The 17,774-nt window shown below is 57.6% G+C and carries 8 protein-coding genes, 2 tRNA genes, 2 rRNA genes and 2 pseudogenes; 1 reads left to right on the top strand and 13 read right to left on the bottom strand.

Annotated features, from left to right (window positions below; genetic code table 11):
- Window positions 1-8: 8 nt before the first annotated feature.
- The 9 genes and pseudogenes from ACQVLG_RS12800 to puuE all read right to left on the bottom strand — a co-directional run bounded on the left by ACQVLG_RS12800 (window position 9) and on the right by puuE (window position 13,552).
- A complete protein-coding gene (locus tag ACQVLG_RS12800; RefSeq protein ID WP_474294887.1) occupies window positions 9-1,367 on the bottom strand; it encodes a bifunctional metallophosphatase/5'-nucleotidase in 1,359 nt (452 codons plus the stop codon).
- Complete coding sequence (locus ACQVLG_RS12795; RefSeq protein ID WP_474294885.1) at window positions 1,324-1,695, bottom strand: hypothetical protein; 372 nt, start codon at window positions 1,693-1,695, stop codon at window positions 1,324-1,326. Before ACQVLG_RS12795 ends, ACQVLG_RS12800 begins: the two co-directional genes overlap by 44 nt.
- Before the next feature lie 158 nt (window positions 1,696-1,853).
- Window positions 1,854-4,214: a TonB-dependent receptor gene (locus ACQVLG_RS12790; RefSeq protein WP_230538811.1), complete on the bottom strand. Its 2,361-nt coding sequence runs from the start codon at window positions 4,212-4,214 to the stop codon at window positions 1,854-1,856.
- A gap of 531 nt (window positions 4,215-4,745) precedes the next feature.
- On the bottom strand, window positions 4,746-6,233 hold the full coding sequence (locus ACQVLG_RS12785) for an adenosine deaminase family protein (protein WP_474294883.1): 1,488 nt from the start codon (window positions 6,231-6,233) through the stop codon (window positions 4,746-4,748).
- Between the two features lie 43 nt (window positions 6,234-6,276).
- Complete coding sequence (gene guaD / locus ACQVLG_RS12780) at window positions 6,277-7,593, bottom strand: guanine deaminase (RefSeq protein ID WP_474294881.1); 1,317 nt, start codon at window positions 7,591-7,593, stop codon at window positions 6,277-6,279.
- Window positions 7,594-7,602: 9 nt separating this feature from the next.
- Window positions 7,603-8,670, bottom strand: coding sequence for a xanthine dehydrogenase accessory protein XdhC (gene xdhC, locus ACQVLG_RS12775; protein WP_474294878.1), 1,068 nt, complete (start codon window positions 8,668-8,670; stop codon window positions 7,603-7,605).
- A gap of 9 nt (window positions 8,671-8,679) precedes the next feature.
- Window positions 8,680-11,024, bottom strand: a pseudogene (gene xdhB / locus ACQVLG_RS12770) (xanthine dehydrogenase molybdopterin binding subunit).
- Between the two features lie 10 nt (window positions 11,025-11,034).
- Entirely contained in the window at window positions 11,035-12,501 is a 1,467-nt protein-coding gene (gene xdhA, locus ACQVLG_RS12765) for a xanthine dehydrogenase small subunit (RefSeq protein WP_474294877.1), read from the bottom strand.
- Window positions 12,502-12,600: 99 nt separating this feature from the next.
- Window positions 12,601-13,552: pseudogene (gene puuE / locus ACQVLG_RS12760) on the bottom strand (allantoinase PuuE).
- Window positions 13,553-13,673: 121 nt separating this feature from the next.
- Between puuE and uraH the strand changes: the two are divergent.
- A complete protein-coding gene (gene uraH / locus ACQVLG_RS12755; RefSeq protein ID WP_034754489.1) occupies window positions 13,674-14,027 on the top strand; it encodes a hydroxyisourate hydrolase in 354 nt (117 codons plus the stop codon).
- A 189-nt stretch (window positions 14,028-14,216) separates the two neighbouring features.
- Here the strand turns inward: uraH and rrf are convergent.
- From rrf to ACQVLG_RS12735, 4 genes are all read right to left on the bottom strand, one after another.
- Window positions 14,217-14,329 (bottom strand): 5S ribosomal RNA (gene rrf / locus ACQVLG_RS12750).
- Window positions 14,330-14,470: 141 nt separating this feature from the next.
- Window positions 14,471-17,346 (bottom strand): 23S ribosomal RNA (locus tag ACQVLG_RS12745).
- Between the two features lie 248 nt (window positions 17,347-17,594).
- Window positions 17,595-17,670 (bottom strand) — tRNA-Ala (locus tag ACQVLG_RS12740).
- Window positions 17,671-17,680: 10 nt separating this feature from the next.
- A tRNA-Ile gene (locus ACQVLG_RS12735) sits at window positions 17,681-17,757 on the bottom strand.
- Window positions 17,758-17,774: the final 17 nt, after the last annotated feature.

Genomic DNA, 17,774 nt, shown 5'->3' with positions numbered 1-17,774 from the left:
CTTGTAGATTATTTGACGCGCACGATGCGGCCCGCCGCCGTGGCGCTGCCAGCGGGCTTGCCGGCCCGCGCGCGGTCGATCAGGTAATTGCTGAAGGCATCGATGTCGCGCACGCCCGTGTCCAGACGGCGCGTGCCGGCCGCCAGCACGGTGAAGCGGTCGCCGCCGCCGGCCAGGAAACTGTTGGCCGCGACACGGTATTGTTGGCCATCATCAATGGCGACGCCATTGAGCATGATGCTGCCGGGCAGCACGCGCTGGCCCTGGGGCCGCGTGCTGTCCCAGCGATAACTAAAACCTTCGGACACTTGCAGCAAATTGCCTTCGCCGGCCTCTTCGCCCGGCCATTGCTGTTCGAGCAAGGTGCGGATTTGCGCGCCGGAAAGACTGACGACGATCAAGGTATTGCCAAACGGCACCACAGCCTGGTTCTGACCCACATTCGTCATCAGGTCGGCACCCGCTTCCAGGTCCTTGCGGATGCCGCCATTGTTCATCAGGCCGATTTGCGCGCCGGCAGCGCGTGCGCCGAACAGGGTGCTGTCGGCTACCAGGTCGCCCAGCGGGGAAGCGCCGCCGCCCTTGGTGCTGCGGCCCACGCTGGGCACGGCGATGGCGGCCACGGGACGCGACAATTCGGCCGCACTGCGTTGCTTGACCGATTCCAGGTAAGAAGCCACGGCCGGGTCCGGCTCATACATACCTGGCAGCATGACGACGTTTTGCGCGCTGGCATCAATCAGCGCATTCTTGACGGGATCGACCTTGAGCTTGATGCGCGTCAACATATGTCCGCCCATCTGTGCTTGCGTCACGAGCCGGCCATCGACGCGGCACAGATAGCCCTGGTGCGAATGGCCGCTGATGACCAGCTGGATCGCCGGATCAAGGCGTTTCACCACGTCGACCACTTCGCCTTTCAGATGGCTGCAGTCGGGCTGGTCGACGGCTTCCTTCGTCTCGCCGCCCTGGTGCAGCAGCACGACGAACACGCCCACGCCCTGCGCGCGCAGCTGCGGCAAGGTGGCATTGATGGCGTCCGCTTCATCGCCAAACTGCAGGCCGGCAATGCCGGCGGCCGTCACCACGGACGGCGTATCTTTCAGCACGGCGCCGATCAGGCCCACCTTCACGCCATGCGCCTCTTCGATGCGGTAGGCGGGCAGCAAGGACTTGCCCGTCTGCGTGTCGATCACATTGGCCGCCATATAGGTATAGCTGGCGCCCTTGAAGTCGGGCGTGAACTTGCACGCCTTGTCGGCGCGCGACGATTCGCAACCGCCGCGCTGCTGGCGCAGCAATTCCGCCTTGCCCTGGTCAAATTCATGGTTGCCGACGGAACTGGCCTTCATGCCCAGCATATTCATGGCGACGATGCTCGGTTCGTCGCCCCCACAGCGCCGACATGGCGGGGCTGGCGCCGACCAGGTCGCCATTGCCGACAAAAATCAGCTGCGCATCTTCGCGCCGCCACGCCGTCAATGCGCCGGACAGGGTATCGATGCCGCCGGCCTGCACCGTCTTGCGCTCCGCATCGGCGGCGCTCGTGTAGGTAAATTTGCTGCGGTCGAGGTTGCCGTGAAAATCGTTCAGGGCGACCAGGTTGATATCGACGGGTGCCACAGGATGGGTGGCGCAGCCGGTCATGGCGGCGGCGATGGCCACCGCGATCAGGGATAAGGGCAGTGTTTTCATAGGCTTCGCAGCATAGCGCAACGGCCGGGGTACGGCATTGCGCAAACAGGTTAAACAAGGTCCGGCTGCACAACGCCGGCAGAAAAGAAAAACGGGCCCTGAGGCCCGTTGCAACACATCGCGCGCAGCCTGGCCTGCAGGCTGCGCGTCAGCGTCGATTAGATATCGATCGACAGGGTGACCGATACGAAGCGTGGTGCGCCCAGGTAGTAACGCTGGGTATCAACCGACGTCGTCACACCAGCGATAGGCTGCGTGTTCTTGACGGTGGTCGAGGACGGATTGCGGTACTGCTTGTCCGTGATGTTGCTCAGGTTAAACGTCAGCTTAGGACGCTTGATGTAACCGAAGTTGGCAAAGGTGTAGCCGCCGTCGATACCGAAGGTGGTGTAGCCTGGTGCCGTTTCATCATTGACCATCGATGCTTGCTGCTGGCCGGTGGCGCGCGCTTTCACGCGGGTCCAGAACGAGCCATTCTGATATTCGATCGACAAGCCGGCTTTCTTCTTCGGCGTGTTGATCATTTCCTTGCCAGCAGTCGGCAGGTACACATTCGTCGCGGACAGCATGTCGTCCTTGATTTTGCTGTTATTGAAACCCAGCGAACCGTACATCGCCCAGCCATTGATCGGCGTATTGCCGATTTCGAATTCCAGGCCCTTGTTGGTAACGCGGCCAACGTTGGTGTAGCTGCTCGCTTGCGTGATTGGATCGAAGGTGGTTGCCTGACGATCCTTGAAATCGACGAAGAACGCCGTCACCGAGGCGATGAACTTGTCATCTTGATGGCGATATCCGATATCGGTATTCCACGACGATTCTTGTTTCACATCACCAACAAAGTTGGCGACGCCATTGACCACTTTCACGCTGGTACCGATGTTGCCAAACACGAAGTTAGGGGGTGCTTTGACGTTTTTAGCGACAGAAATGAACACTTGGTCGTCGTTGGTGATGCGGTAACGCGCACCCAACTGCGGCAGCAAGGTGTTGTATTTCTTGATCAGGTTGTACGGCTTGACATTGTTGTTTTCGTCGCCGTAGTTGGTGAAGTCGCGCTTCACGTTCGGGCTGCGCACGCCGATATTGATCTTCAGCTTGTCATCATTCAGGCTGATCGTGTCTTGCAGGAAGAACTGATAAGCGGTCGAAATCGACATCCAGTTACGGCTTTGCGCTGGCGTGCCATCCGGACGCAGGATCTGGCCGTTTTGCAGCCAAGGATCTTGCGAGATACCATCGTTGCTCAGCGCCAGCATCGGGCCGGTTTGCTGATGGCGCGCACGTTCGTACCAGAAGCCACCGAGCACATCGTGGTTACCCGATACCCAGTTCAGCGACGCGGTCACGCCAGGACGGAAGGTCTTGGTGACGCTGGCGTTGGCGACCAGGATGGTATCGAGGGTATCGCCGTCGCCATTCAAGTCGACGCCGCTATTGCGCAGGCCGGTGGTCGCGTCATAAAAACCTTTTTCCGACTGGGCGCGCTGTTGCACGCCGCCGTTACCATAGCCGTACCAGATGTATGGCAACACTTTCAGATCCAGGTTTTCGTTCAGGCGAAACTTTGCCGTAGCCGATGCGATGGCATTCTTGAATGGATTGATGCCCAGTTTGTAGAAAGCTGGCGACTGTGTGCTTTCTTTTTGTTCCACGCCTTTTACCGGCTTCAGATGGCCCTTGAAAGTATCGGCGTAATCAAAGTAATAACCGTTCTTGTTGATTTCCGACAAGGTCAGGTTATTAATATTGTTGTTCATCGCCTCGTTGTACAGCAAAGTGGCATGAATATAGTTGAAGCGGTCCCAATCGTAATTGATACCAGCATCGATATGGTCGCGCTTGGCGCCGCCCTTGCCTTTCCATTTGTCGGCTTCAGCATGCGAAGCGGACACGAACATCTTGGTGCGCTTGTCAGAGAACAGGCCGGTGTCGACGCGCACGAAGGTTTTCTTCATGTTCAGTTGACCGATGGTCTGCATCATGCGCAGGCGATGCTTGTCTTCAGGATTACAGGTGTTGATACCGAAGTTGCCGCCGGTGGCGCCCACTTGTGGCGAATCGGCATCGGTCGAACCCTGGGTCACGGTTTGCGAGCAGGTATTTTCCTGGTCGACATATTCTTGTGGGTAAATGGCAAAACTACCGGAGTCATTCACCGGCACGCCATTGATCGTGGCACCGATCTGGTCGGAGTTAAAGCCGCGCAGTGTCAGGCCGCCGCCAAACAGGCCAGTTGCATCGTAGTTGTAGCTATTAACAGCTGGCAACATCTCCAGGGCTTCGTACGCATTGCCCGTTGGACGCTGCTTTTCCAGTTCTTCTGCCGTAATCGTGCTGCGTGCTTTTGGCGCATCTTCCGTCACCATCAGGCCCATACCGGTTTTTTTCGCGGTAATGACCACTTTTGTGGCTTCGTCAGCACTTTGCGCATGCGCAGTAGAGATGCCGAAGCAGGCCAATTGGCATGCCACTGCGATCATACTTAGTCGCAATTTTGGTTGTTGAATGAACTGCATTTGAACCCCCTAGAGTGTGTTGTAACTTACAAGATTTTGACTTGCTTATATTGTGGTGAAACACGGAAACTATCCAACTAGACACGGCAGTATAAAGATCGAATATTTCAAATCCGTTACACGGATATGACCGCAATGTGACAGGAGCCGCTAGACATCCTGAATTGTCACAAAAGCGATATCAAAAATGACTTATTCAATTCTTCGCCGTCCAACTATGCATTAAGGTCTGTAGGCTGACAAATACGTTTTTTTTTAATAATTTATATATAAAAAATATAAATCACCGCTGGAAGCCGCATTTTTTGTATCAACCGAGCAAGCTCACCTCATCGGGGCGAAATTATAGATGAGCGGCAAGACTTGGAAATTGTTTCAGAAAATAATTGCAAGAAAGCACTACTAGCGCATCATTTTTTGTCGTAAAGGCACAACAAAAAGGAGAAAAGGAGGGTTTTGTAACTATGAAGATCAGGAGACTACGCGACCGCTAGTTGCGGTCGCGTGGCAGGAGGGAGAGGTGAAATACTTTTACGGTTTTACAACAGTTGCCTTAGTATTACTATTTGCGATCAAGGCTTCAAATCGGGTAAAACGGGCATCGAGCGCTTTCAGCAAACGTTGCTTGTCCGCTTCCGCCAGGAAGGAATAGCGCAGGCTGTTGTACGACAGCTTTTTGATTTCCGCATAATCGGTCTTGTACTGGCTGGCAAACAGCACGTATTCATTCGACAAGGTATTGCGCGACACGCCCGCGTCATCGGTGGAGATAACGAACGGCACGCCATACTTGCGGTACAGGGTGACCGGATGCGCCTGCCCCTTGATGCCGAGGATGTAATCGTTGCTGGTCAGGTTCACTTCCACGGGAATGCCCCGTTCGCGCATCTTTTGCATGGTGGCCAGCGCATTGTGCTCGTAGGCGATATCCATGCCGTGGCCAATACGGTCGGCGCCGGCTACATCGACGGCTTCGGCGATATGGAACGCCATGCCTTCCGGCGGCACCATGCCCAGCGCCAGCTCGCCTGCGTGCAGGGCGATCTTGACGTTCGGATATTTTGCCTTGAGGAACTTGAACATTTCCATGTGCAGGCTGTAATCGCGCATGGACACATTCACGCTTTCCTGGCCCACGATATTGACGCCCACCAGCAGCGGATTCAGGCTGGCCCCCTTGAACGCCGCCACCATGGACGAGAACACTTGCGATGGCGACAGGAAACGCAGCACGTACGCCTGGTAGCGCATGGTGAAGTGCGCATCGTCGATGCCGGCGCTGCTGCTATTCACATTGTCGTTATACGCGGTGATGCTTTTCTGGAAGCTGGCGTCCTGCTCCAGGCTGGCTGTCCACTTGGCCAGCACGGCTTGCAACGCGGCCCGCGGCAAGCCCGGCGCCAGTACTTGCTGGTCGAACTGCGCGTTCTGCACGAAGGGTGACAGCTCGAAAATCGTCTCGATGTAGCTGAGGTTTTCCGCGATGGCGCGCTGCTTCAGGGTTTTCAGGCCGTCGGCCGTATTCGTCGAGGCGACAGGGCCGAAGTAGCCGAAAGTATCAAAGAAAGTACGGTCGGGCGGCGTCTGGATGGCGCCGTGGTTATAAAAGTCCTTGGTGGACCAGCGCTGCAGCAGCTCCGCATACAGGCCCGCATCGGCAAACACTTCCGTGGACGACAGGCAGCTGCGCTGTCCGGCCGGTTTGGCGCGCTCAGCCGCCACGACGTCCTTGTTGCTTTCGATGCGGTACGTTGTCTTGTTGACGCAATAGTTTTCCTTGTCGACCCAGTCGAGGAATTGCTCGGCGTAGATGGCGCCCGAGTAATGGTGATGCAGGTCGCCGCCCTTGGGCATCATGGAAAAGAACAGGCTCAACTCGGCTGTCTTCGGCTGCGCACCGCCAACCAGAGCGGCAAAATGGCGCGCCGTGGCCGCTTCGTTGGAAGTCGGGGCGGCCTGCGCCGTTCCGGTCAAGGCCAGCGCGGCGGCAAGCGCCAGGCCGGTGAGTTTTATGTGCATTCGCATTCTCGCTCAGGATGATTCGTGTTGAACAACGGGTAGGTCAGCCCTGCCCCCGCACATGCACGCATTGCCCGCCTGAATAGGTGGCGGCCACGGCGCGGTCGTCGCCCAGCAGCGCAAAGGCGAACAGCAATTCCTCCAGGCTTTGACAACCGGCCGTGCGGCGCTCCAGCAGCGGCGTCGATTGCTTGTCGAGCACAATAAAATCCGCTTCCGTGCCAGCCGTGAAATTACCCAGGGTGCCTTCCAGTTGCATGGCCCGTGCAGCACCCAAGGTCGCCAGGTAAAACATGCGCAAGGCGGGCAGATAGCTGCCTTTCAAGCGTGCTACTTTATAGGCTTCGTTCATTGTTTGCAACATCGAGAACGAGGTGCCGCCACCTACATCGGTGGCCAGCGACAGCAGCACTCTCGCCGCATCGGCCCGCTCGAAATCGAACAGGCCACTGCCCAGGAACAGGTTTGATGTAGGACAAATGGCGGCCGCCGAAGACGTTTCCGCCATGCGCGCGCGGTCGCGCTCGTCGAGCCAGATGCAGTGGCCGAACATGGCGCGCGGACGCAGCATGCCGTACTGGTCATACACATCGAGGTAGCTGCGCGCCTGCGGATGCAATTCGCGCACCCAGCGGCATTCATCCGCGTTTTCCGACACGTGCGTCTGCAGATACGTATCCGGATAGGCGCGCGCCAGCTCGCCCGCCAGGTGCATCTGTTCATTGGTGGAGGTCGGCACGAAACGGGGCGTGATCGCATACAGCGAACGGCCGTGCTTGTGCCAGCGCTGGATCAGCCCTTCGCTTTCGCGCGCGCCCGACTCGGCCGTGTCGCGCAGGAACTCGGGGCAATTGCGGTCCATCATGACCTTGCCCGCCACCATGCGCAAGCCGCGCGCCTCGCTGGCGCCAAAGAAGGCATCGACCGATTGCGGATGCACGCTGCCATACACCATGGCCGTCGTGGTGCCGCAGCGCAGCAGTTCATCGAGGGAAAACTCGGCCACATCGCGCGCATGTTGAGGATCCTCAAACGCGCGTTCGGTAGGAAACGTGTACGTTTCCAGCCACGGCAACAGGCCGGGCGCGGGCGAGGCGATCATTTCCGTCTGCGGGAAGTGCAGGTGGGTATCGATAAACCCGGGCACGATCAGCTTGCCCCGGTAATCGACGATGTCGCTGCCAGGCGGCAAGGTCGCCAGCAGCTGCGCGTAGTCGCCTGCCGCCACGACCTTGCCGTCGGCCACGATCAGCAAGCCATCCGCATGCCAGGCATGCGCCTCCTCGCTAAAGGCGGGATCGGCGTGGAAGTGCAGCAAGCTGGCACGGTAAGCTTGCAATGTAGCAGGAACAATCGGCATGACTTCTTTCTATAAGGGGTGAATGGCGGCGCGTTTCTCGCGTCGCAGTGGCGCACTGGCAGAGGCCAGCCGCAGCGGTGCGGCCAGGGCGGCCGCGGCCGCTTCCTCCCACACCATGAGTAGTTGACAGGCAACGGAAGCGGCGATCACGGCCGGCGCCTTGTTGCGGATGCCGGGCATGCCGATCGGACACACCATGGCGGCGATGCGCTCGTCCGGCACGCCGTGCGCCTGCAGGCGGTGCTCGAACTGCTTGCGTTTCGTGTGCGAACCGATCAAGCCGAACCAGCCCGCATCCTCGCGCTCCATGATGGCTTGCGTCAAGCGTTGATCGAGCGCATGGCTATGCGTCATGACGAGAAAACTGCCGCCCGGCGGCGCCATGGCGACAAATTCCTCGGGCGTATCGGTGGCGGCGATGCGTACATTATCTGGTAGTTGCGCGGGAAACATGTCTTCGCGTTCATCCACCCAGGTGATATTGCAGGGCAGGTGGGCCAGCGCGCGCACGATGGCGGCACCCACATGGCCGGCGCCGAACAGGGTCAGATGGGCGCGCGGTGCCAGGCAGGGATCGACCAGCCAGCGCCGCCCCTTGCCATCCTGCGCCACATGGGTACTGCGTTCGCGCGAAAACGTGTCGGGCGCCTGTGCGCCTGTGCCGGCGATCAAGCGACCGGCAACATCGAACAATGCCGACGCGGCTTCACCGTCGAGCGCCGTCAAACGCCAGCTGTCCTGCTGGCGGCGTTCGCGCAAGGCGGCCAGCAATGCTTTCAGGCTGGCATCGACATATTCGAATGCCAGATGGACGACGCCACCGCAGCATTGTCCCAGGCTGGGACCGAGCGCAAAACGCTCGAGCCGCGCATGGGTCTCGCCCGTGGCCAGCATGGTCTTGGCGATTTCCACGGCGCGCAATTCCAGGTGGCCGCCGCCGATGGTGTCAATTTGACCATCGAAGCTGACGCGCATCTTCGCGCCCGCCTCGCGCGGCCCGGAACCTTCCACCAGGGCAACCGTCACCAGCACGGATGCCTGCATGTCGTTCTCCATCGCTGTCAGCCAGTCGCTCATGCTCTGCTCCTAGGCGCCGGCATGCACCGCTTGCACGGCCATGACTGCCTTGAGGATTTCCTCGCTGGTGGCGGGAGCATTCAGCGGTGGCTGCACGGCGTGATGGCCCACGCTGGAAATGGCGTCGCGGATGGCGAAGAACACGGAAAACGGCAACAGCAACGGTGGTTCGCCCACGGCCTTGGAACGGTGGATGCTGTCTTCCACATTACGGTTCTGGAACAGTTTCACACGGAAATCTTCCGGGCAATCGGAAATGCCAGGAATTTTATAGGTCGATGGCGCGTGCGTCATCAGCTTGCCCGCCGCATTCCACCACAGCTGCTCCGTCGTCAGCCAGCCCATACCCTGGATAAATGCGCCCTCCACTTGACCCAGATCAATCGCGGGATTCAATGATTGGCCCGCGTCGTACAAGGCGTCCGCGCGCAGCAACTTCCATTCACCCGTCAGGGTATCGACCACCACTTCGGCCACGGCCGCGCCATACGCGTAGTAGGAAAACGGATGGCCCGTCATCGTCTTCGCATCCCACGACAAGCCCGGCGTGGCGTAAAAACCATCCGACCACAGTTGCACACGGGCCAGATACGCCTTCTGCACCAGCTCGGCAAACGCGACGACATGGCCATTCACGTGGATATGGTTGTCGAAGAAGCGCACACTGACAGCGTCGCCGCCGTACAGTTTGACCGCGTAATCGGCCAGGCGTTCGCGGATCTGCCGCGCCGCATCCTGCGCCGCCTTGCCGTTCAGGTCGGCGCCGGTGGATGCCGCCGTGGCCGACGTATTCGCCACCTTGCTGGTATCGGTGGCCGTGGCACGCACGCATTCGAGATCCAGTCCCAGCTCGTGCGCCACCACCTGCATGACCTTGGTATTGATGCCCTGCCCCATTTCCGTGCCGCCATGGTTGACCAGCACGGAGCCATCCACGTACACGTGGACCAAGGCACCAGCCTGGTTCAAATGCGTGACGTTGAAGGCGATGCCAAATTTCAAGGGCGTAAACGCCAGCCCCTTCTTCAAGACAGGACTGGCCTCGTTAAAGGCATCGATGGCGCGGCGGCGCGCGCGATAATCGCTGCTGTCTTCCAGTTCCGCGACGAGCTCATGGATGACGTTGTCAACGATTTTCTGGCCATACGGCGTGACGTTGCGCCCTTCCGCATCGTTGCGTCCATAAAAATTGAGCAAGCGGATATCGAGCGCATCGCGTGCAAATGGCGGGCGATTTCATCGATCACGTACTCGATGGCGATGGCGCCCTGCGGGCCGCCGAAGCCACGGAAAGCTGTGTTCGACTGCGTATTCGTCTTGCCGCAGGCGGCGCGGATGTCCACGTCGGACAAATAGTAGGTGTTGTCGAAGTGGCAGACGGCACGCGTGGCGACGGGGCCGGACAAGTCGGCCGAGTAGCCGGCGCGCGTGGTCATGTCGACCCTGGCGGCGAGGATGCGGCCTTCGTCGTCGTAACCCACTTCGTATTCATAGTAAAAGCAGTGGCGCTTGCCCGTCACCAGCATGTCGTCGTCGCGGTCGGCGCGCAGTTTCACGGGACGCTTCAGTTTGGCCGCCGCAATCGACGCCGCCGCCGCCCACAGGGCCGATTGCGATTCCTTGCCGCCGAATCCGCCGCCCATGCGACGGCATTCGACGGTGATGTTATGCGAATGCACACCCAGCGCATGCGCCACCACGTGCTGCATCTCGCTCGGATGCTGGGTCGAACACAGCACCAGCATGCCCTGCGCCTCCTTCGGAATGGCGTAGGAAATCTGTCCTTCCAGATAAAACTGCTCCTGTCCGCCCACATACAGCTGGCCCTTGACCACGTGCGGCGCCTTCTCGAACGCGACCTGGTAGTTGCCGCGTGTCAGCTGCATCGGCGGCAGCACATACGATTGCGCGGCCTTCGCCGCCTGCGGCGTCATGATCGCGGGCAATTCCTCATATGACACTTGCGCCAGGCGCGCGGCGCGGCGCGCATGGTCGTGCGTATCGGCCACCACGATGAAGATCGGTTGGCCCACATATTGCACCAGATCAAATGCCAGGATGGGATCGTCGTGGATAATGGGACCGCAATCATTGGTGCCGGGGATGTCTTGCGCCGTGTAGACGGCGACGACACCGGCAGCGGCGCGCACGGCAGATAAATCCATGGCCGTGATACGCGCGTGCGGCTTTTGCGACAGGCCCAGCGCCGCGTGCAAGGTGCCATGCAATTCGGCGATATCGTCCGTGTAGGTGGCTTGCCCCAGCACATGCAGTTGCGCCGATTCATGGGGGCTGGGCTTGCCCACGGCGCTCCAGGCAGCCGCTTGCAGTTCGGGCGTGGCAGGATGATTCATGCTGGTCCTTTCAGGCGCGGCAAGCATAGGCGTTGAGGGCAGTGCGCAACAACGGCGCACCGGGGCGTGTTTCCAGCCAGAAGCGGCGCAACAGGTTTTGCGCCGTCGTCATGCGGTAGGTGTTCGACGCGCGCATGTCCGACAAGGGCGCGTAATCGTCGGCCAGCAAGCGCATGGCGATGAGCAAATTGCCTTCCGTCCACGCCTGTCCGCGCAGAAACGCTTCCGTTTGCGCGGCGCGCTGCGGCGTGGCCGCCATGCCGCCGAAGGCGATGCGCGTATCGACGATGCGTTCGCCATCGAGTTCAAAGGCAAACGCAGCGCACACGGCCGAGATATCCTGGTCGAAGCGTTTCGCCAGTTTATACGTGCGGAAATGCACCTCAGCACGGGGCAAAGGCACGCGCACGGCTTCGACGAATTCGCCGGGCTGCAAGTCTTTCTTTTGATAGCCAAGATAAAAATTTTCCAGCGGCATGATCCGCTGGCCGGCGGAACCGCGCAGCACGATCTCGCTGCCCAGCGCAATCAGCCACGGCATCGAGTCGCCGATGGGCGAACCATTGGCGACATTGCCGCCCAAAGTACCCGCGTTACGGATCGGCAAGGAAGCAAAGCGCTGCCACAGTTCCGACAACTCTTCCGGATAATGCACGCACAGTGCCGCATACGCATCGTTCAGGCTGGCGCCAGCGCCAATCTGCAGCTTGCCGTCAACGATGTCGATGGTTTTCAGGGCGGCCACATTGCCGAGATAAATGATGTCGCCCAGGTCGCGCAGTTGCTTGGTGACCCACAGGCCAATATCGGTGGAGCCGGCCAGCAGGCAGGCTTGCGGCTTTTCCGCGCGCAACGCCACCAGTTCATCAATGCTGCGCGGCGCGTGGAAATGCTGGCCGCCATGTTCATACGTGCTCGTGCTGGCGCGCTGCAGCGCTTGTAACTGTTGCGCCAGGGCATCGCGGTCAAAGCTGACGTGTGGCAATTCGCCCATGCGCCTGGCCGCATCGATGATGGGCCGGTAACCGGTACAGCGGCACAGATTGCCGGACAGCGTATCGTCGATTTCGCAGCGCGTGGGCGTGGCGCCATTTTTCTCCAGGTACATGCCCCACAAGGACATGACGAAGCCGGGCGTGCAAAAACCGCACTGGGATCCGTGGCACTCGACCATCGCCTGCTGCACCGGATGCAAGGCGCCGTCGGGCTGCTGCAAGTCTTCCACGGAAAACAGGGCCTTGCCATCGAGTGTGGGCGTGAGCTGGATGCAGGCGTTGACGGCTTTCATCTCGACCTGGCCATCCGCCAGGCTGCCGATAATGACCGTGCAGGCGCCGCAATCGCCTTCGGCGCAGCCTTCCTTGGTGCCCGTGCAATGCAAATCCTCGCGCAGGTGCTGTAACACAGTCTGCGTAGGGGCGGCGTTGCGTACTTCCTGTACGGCACCACGGTAATAAAAACGGATCGGTTCTGACATGCTGGCCTCGGTATAGTCCCAGTATAGGAGATTAACACCGGCATATGGGACAACTATATGCAAAGACTGATTTTACTTATCATCCAATATCAATACCCATCAAGCAGTGCAGGGATGCGTCGCATGCCAGTGTTCGGCAATATCGATGCGGCGCGTGATCCACACTTGCTCATGGCGCTGTACATAGTCGAGGAAGCGCGCCAGTGCCGCGGCCCGTCCCGGACGCCCCACCAGGCGGCAATGCAAGCCCACCGACAACATCTTGGGCTGATTCAGGCCGTTCGGATCGCCTTCCGCGTACAGCACGTCGAAGGCATCTTTCAGATAATCGAAAAATTGGGTGCCCGAGTTAAAACCTTGCATGGCGGCAAAGCGCATGTCGTTCGTCCAGGGTGTAGGGCACGATCAGCTGCGGCTGCATGGCCGGCATGCCCGCAGCATCCGTATAAGCCACTTTCTCCCAGAATGGCAGATCGTCACCATAGTAATCGGCGTCGTAGCGGAAACCGCCATGCTCGACCACCAGTTTGCGCGTATTCGGAGAATCGCGCCCCGTGTACCAGCCTTGCGGGGCGGAACCCGTCAATTCGCGGATGATCTGCACGGCTACGCGCATGTGTTCGCGCTCCGTCGCTTCGTCCATGTTTTGGTAGGAAATCCAGCGCAAGCCATGGCAGGCGATTTCATGCCCCAGTTGCTGGAAGGCGGCCACCGCCTCCGGATTGCGTTTCAAGGCCATCGATACGCCAAACACGGTCAATGGCAGGCGCCGCTCCTCGAACATGCGCAGCAAGCGCCACAGCCCGGCACGCGAACCGTATTCATAAATCGACTCCATGCTGAGGTGGCGCGCAGGAAAAGCGGCTGCACCGATCATTTCCCGAAAAAACGTTTCCGAGGCGGGATCGCCATGCAGCACGCTGTTTTCCGCCCCTTCCTCGTAATTGAGGACGAATTGCAGGGCAATACGAGCCTTGCCCGGCCATTGCGGATGCGGTGGCGTGCGGCCATAGCCGATCAAGTCGCGTGGATAATCTTCATAATTGTTCATGCGGAGGCGCGCCTATAGGAGGACAATGTTGGCTATATGCCCAATCATATAGCCGGGCGCAGTCACCGGTATATGATTTGCACGATAAGCACATTCACTCACCCTATATACAGGATAGCAAATGGGAAAACTCAGCACGCATGTACTCGATATCGCCCACGGCAGGCCGGGAGCCGGCGTCAAGGTGGCCCTGTTTTCGGTCGCGCCGGAAGGAAAAGTGTTATTGAAGATGGATATGACCAATAGCGACGGCCGTTGCAGCACGCCATTGCTGGAAGGCGACAGCATGAAGGCGGGCCAGTATGAACTGGTATTCAATGCAGGCGACTATTTCGCCGCCCAAGGCGTGGAATTGCCCTCGCCCCGCTTCATCGATCTGGTCACCCTGTCCTTCGGTATCGCGCATACGGATGAAAACTACCATGTTCCGCTAGTGGTATCGCCGTGGTCGTATTCGACTTATCGCGGAAGTTAAGCGACGTTAGATGGCAAAGGCAGCGCGTAGCGCTGCTTTTTTTTTATTCGGAATTACCCCAACGGCGAAATACCGGGGTCAGACCCTCAGGGTCTGACCCCAGCCTTCGCTTGGGGCGAACGCTCAAACCGCCAGACGAAAAAAAACCCGACCATTGCTGATCGGGTTTTTCTCTACTGCGAATAACAAGCCTGACGATAACCTACTTTCACACTGGTTGCAGCACTATCATCGGCGCAAAGTTGTTTCACGGTCCTGTTCGGGATGGGAAGGGGTGGGACCAACTTGCTATGGTCATCAGGCATAACTTGTACTGGCACTTGTTCTCTGTTGAGCAACAAGGCCATGAATCTGGAAGAAGCGCAAAGATTGGGGTAATGAATCGGTGTATCAACACACACGCAACGTTGTACCGTCTTATCCTCTGTACCTGCTAAGGTTATAGGGACAAGCCGTACGGGCAATTAGTACTGGTTAGCTTAATGCATTACTGCACTTCCACACCCAGCCTATCAACGTCCTGGTCTCGAACGACCCTTCAAAGAGCTCAAGGCTCTGGGAAATCTCATCTCAAGGCAAGTTTCCCGCTTAGATGCTTTCAGCGGTTATCTCTTCCGAACTTAGCTACCCGGCAATGCCACTGGCGTGACAACCGGTACACCAGAGGTTCGTCCACTCCGGTCCTCTCGTACTAGGAGCAGCCCCCTTCAAATTTCCAACGCCCACGGCAGATAGGGACCAAACTGTCTCACGACGTTTTAAACCCAGCTCACGTACCACTTTAAATGGCGAACAGCCATACCCTTGGGACCGGCTACAGCCCCAGGATGTGATGAGCCGACATCGAGGTGCCAAACTCCCCCGTCGATATGAACTCTTGGGAGGAATCAGCCTGTTATCCCCAGAGTACCTTTTATCCGTTGAGCGATGGCCCTTCCATACAGAACCACCGGATCACTATGTCCTACTTTCGTACCTGCTCGACTTGTCAGTCTCGCAGTTAAGCACGCTTATGCCATTGCACTATCAACACGATGTCCGACCGTATCTAGCGTACCTTCGAACTCCTCCGTTACACTTTAGGAGGAGACCGCCCCAGTCAAACTGCCTACCATGCACTGTCCCCGATCCGGATAACGGACCAAGGTTAGAACCTCAAACAAACCAGGGTGGTATTTCAAGGTTGGCTCCACGAGAACTAGCGTCCCCGCTTCAAAGCCTCCCACCTATCCTACACAGATTGGTTCAAAGTCCAATGCAAAGCTACAGTAAAGGTTCATGGGGTCTTTCCGTCTAGCCGCGGGTAGATTGCATCATCACAAACATTTCAACTTCGCTGAGTCTCGGGAGGAGACAGTGTGGCCATCGTTACGCCATTCGTGCAGGTCGGAACTTACCCGACAAGGAATTTCGCTACCTTAGGACCGTTATAGTTACGGCCGCCGTTTACTGGGACTTCAATCAAGAGCTTGCACCCCATCATTTAATCTTCCAGCACCGGGCAGGCGTCACACCCTATACGTCCACTTTCGTGTTTGCAGAGTGCTGTGTTTTTATTAAACAGTCGCAGCCACCAGTTTATTGCAACCCTTTCACCCTCATGGAGTAAACCAATCAAGCTACCGGGGCGTACCTTTTCCCGAAGTTACGGTACCAATTTGCCGAGTTCCTTCTCCCGAGTTCTCTCAAGCGCCTTAGAATACTCATCTCGCCCACCTGTGTCGGTTTGCGGTACGGTCTCGTATGACTGAAGCTTAGAGGCTTTTCTTGGAACCACTTCCGATTGCTTCGTGAACAAGTTCACTCGTCCCATCCCCTTGAATTCCGCGCCCGGATTTGCCTAAGCGCCTTCTATGAGACAGAAACCAACTATTCCAACAGTTGGACAACCTTCCGCGATCCGTCCCCCCATCGCATCATACGACGGTGCAGGAATATTAACCTGCTTCCCATCAGCTACGCATCTCTGCCTCGCCTTAGGGGCCGACTCACCCTGCTCCGATGAACGTTGAACAGGAAACCTTGGGCTTACGGCGTGGAGGCTTTTCACCCCCATTATCGCTACTCATGTCAGCATTCGCACTTCTGATACCTCCAGCATCCTTTACAAGACACCTTCGCAGGCTTACAGAACGCTCTCCTACCATATCCAATAAAGGATATCCGCAGCTTCGGTGACTGGCTTAGCCCCGTTACATCTTCCGCGCAGGACGACTCGATCAGTGAGCTATTACGCTTTCTTTAAATGATGGCTGCTTCTAAGCCAACATCCTGACTGTTTTAGCCTTCCCACTTCGTTTTCCACTTAGCCAATCTTTGGGACCTTAGCTGGCGGTCTGGGTTGTTTCCCTCTTGACGCCGGACGTTAGCACCCGACGTCTGTCTCCCAAGCTCGCACTCATCGGTATTCGGAGTTTGCAATGGTTTGGTAAGTCGCAATGACCCCCTAGCCATAACAGTGCTCTACCCCCGATGGTGATACTTGAGGCACTACCTAAATAGTTTTCGGAGAGAACCAGCTATTTCCAAGTTTGTTTAGCCTTTCACCCCTACCCACAGCTCATCCCCTAATTTTTCAACATTAGTGGGTTCGGACCTCCAGGGCGTGTTACCGCACCTTCATCCTGGCCATGAGTAGATCACTTGGTTTCGGGTCTACACCCAGCGACTGATCGCCCTATTCGGACTCGATTTCTCTACGGCTTCCCTATCTGGTTAACCTTGCCACTGAATGTAAGTCGCTGACCCATTATACAAAAGGTACGCAGTCACGGAACAAGTCCGCTCCTACTGTTTGTATGCACACGGTTTCAGGATCTATTTCACTCCCCTTCCGGGGTTCTTTTCGCCTTTCCCTCACGGTACTGGTTCACTATCGGTCGATTACGAGTATTTAGCCTTGGAGGATGGTCCCCCCATATTCAGACAGGATGTCACGTGTCCCGCCCTACTTGTCGTACGCTTAGTACCACCGGTCCGATTTCACATACGGGGCTATCACCCACTATGGCTCCTATTTCCAGAGGATTCTGTTATCGGTCCGACTATCACGTACAGGCTCTTCCCATTTCGCTCGCCGCTACTTTGGGAATCTCGGTTGATTTCTTTTCCTGCAGCTACTTAGATGTTTCAGTTCGCCGCGTTCGCTTTGCATACCTATGTATTCAGTATGCAATACCCTAAAAGGGTGGGTTGCCCCATTCGGAAATCTGCGGATCAAAGTGTGTTTGCTCACTCCCCGCAGCTTATCGCAAGCTACTACGTCCTTCATCGCCTGTAATCGCCAAGGCATCCACCATGTGCACTTATTCGCTTGTCCCTATAACGTTAGCCTCTGATTACTAGGTAATCAAAGAGCGCTACTACAGGGATAAGAAAGTACAACGTTGTTGCTTGTTTGTTGATACATACAATCATTACCCATCGATTTGCTTGTTACGGCAAACCGATCAATAAATAATCTTTACTTCTTCCAGATTGTTAAAGAACGAAACAGCTTTGATCGCTAAAAGATCAAACCTAAACCACAGTCTTGTTGACCGGCTTACGTTTGCACTTTCAAAGTATTGGTGGAGGATGACGGGATCGAACCGACGACCCCCTGCTTGCAAAGCAGGTGCTCTCCCAGCTGAGCTAATCCCCCTGGGTATGACTGGTAGGGCTGGTTGGACTCGAACCAACGACCCCCGCGTTATCAACACGGTGCTCTAACCAGCTGAGCTACAGCCCCAACGCGGTGCTACTACG

The organism is Janthinobacterium sp. TPC_1 (assembly GCF_056037845.1).
The sequence above is the reverse complement of the archived record's forward strand: the minus strand, read 5'-3'. Positions and strand labels throughout refer to the sequence as shown.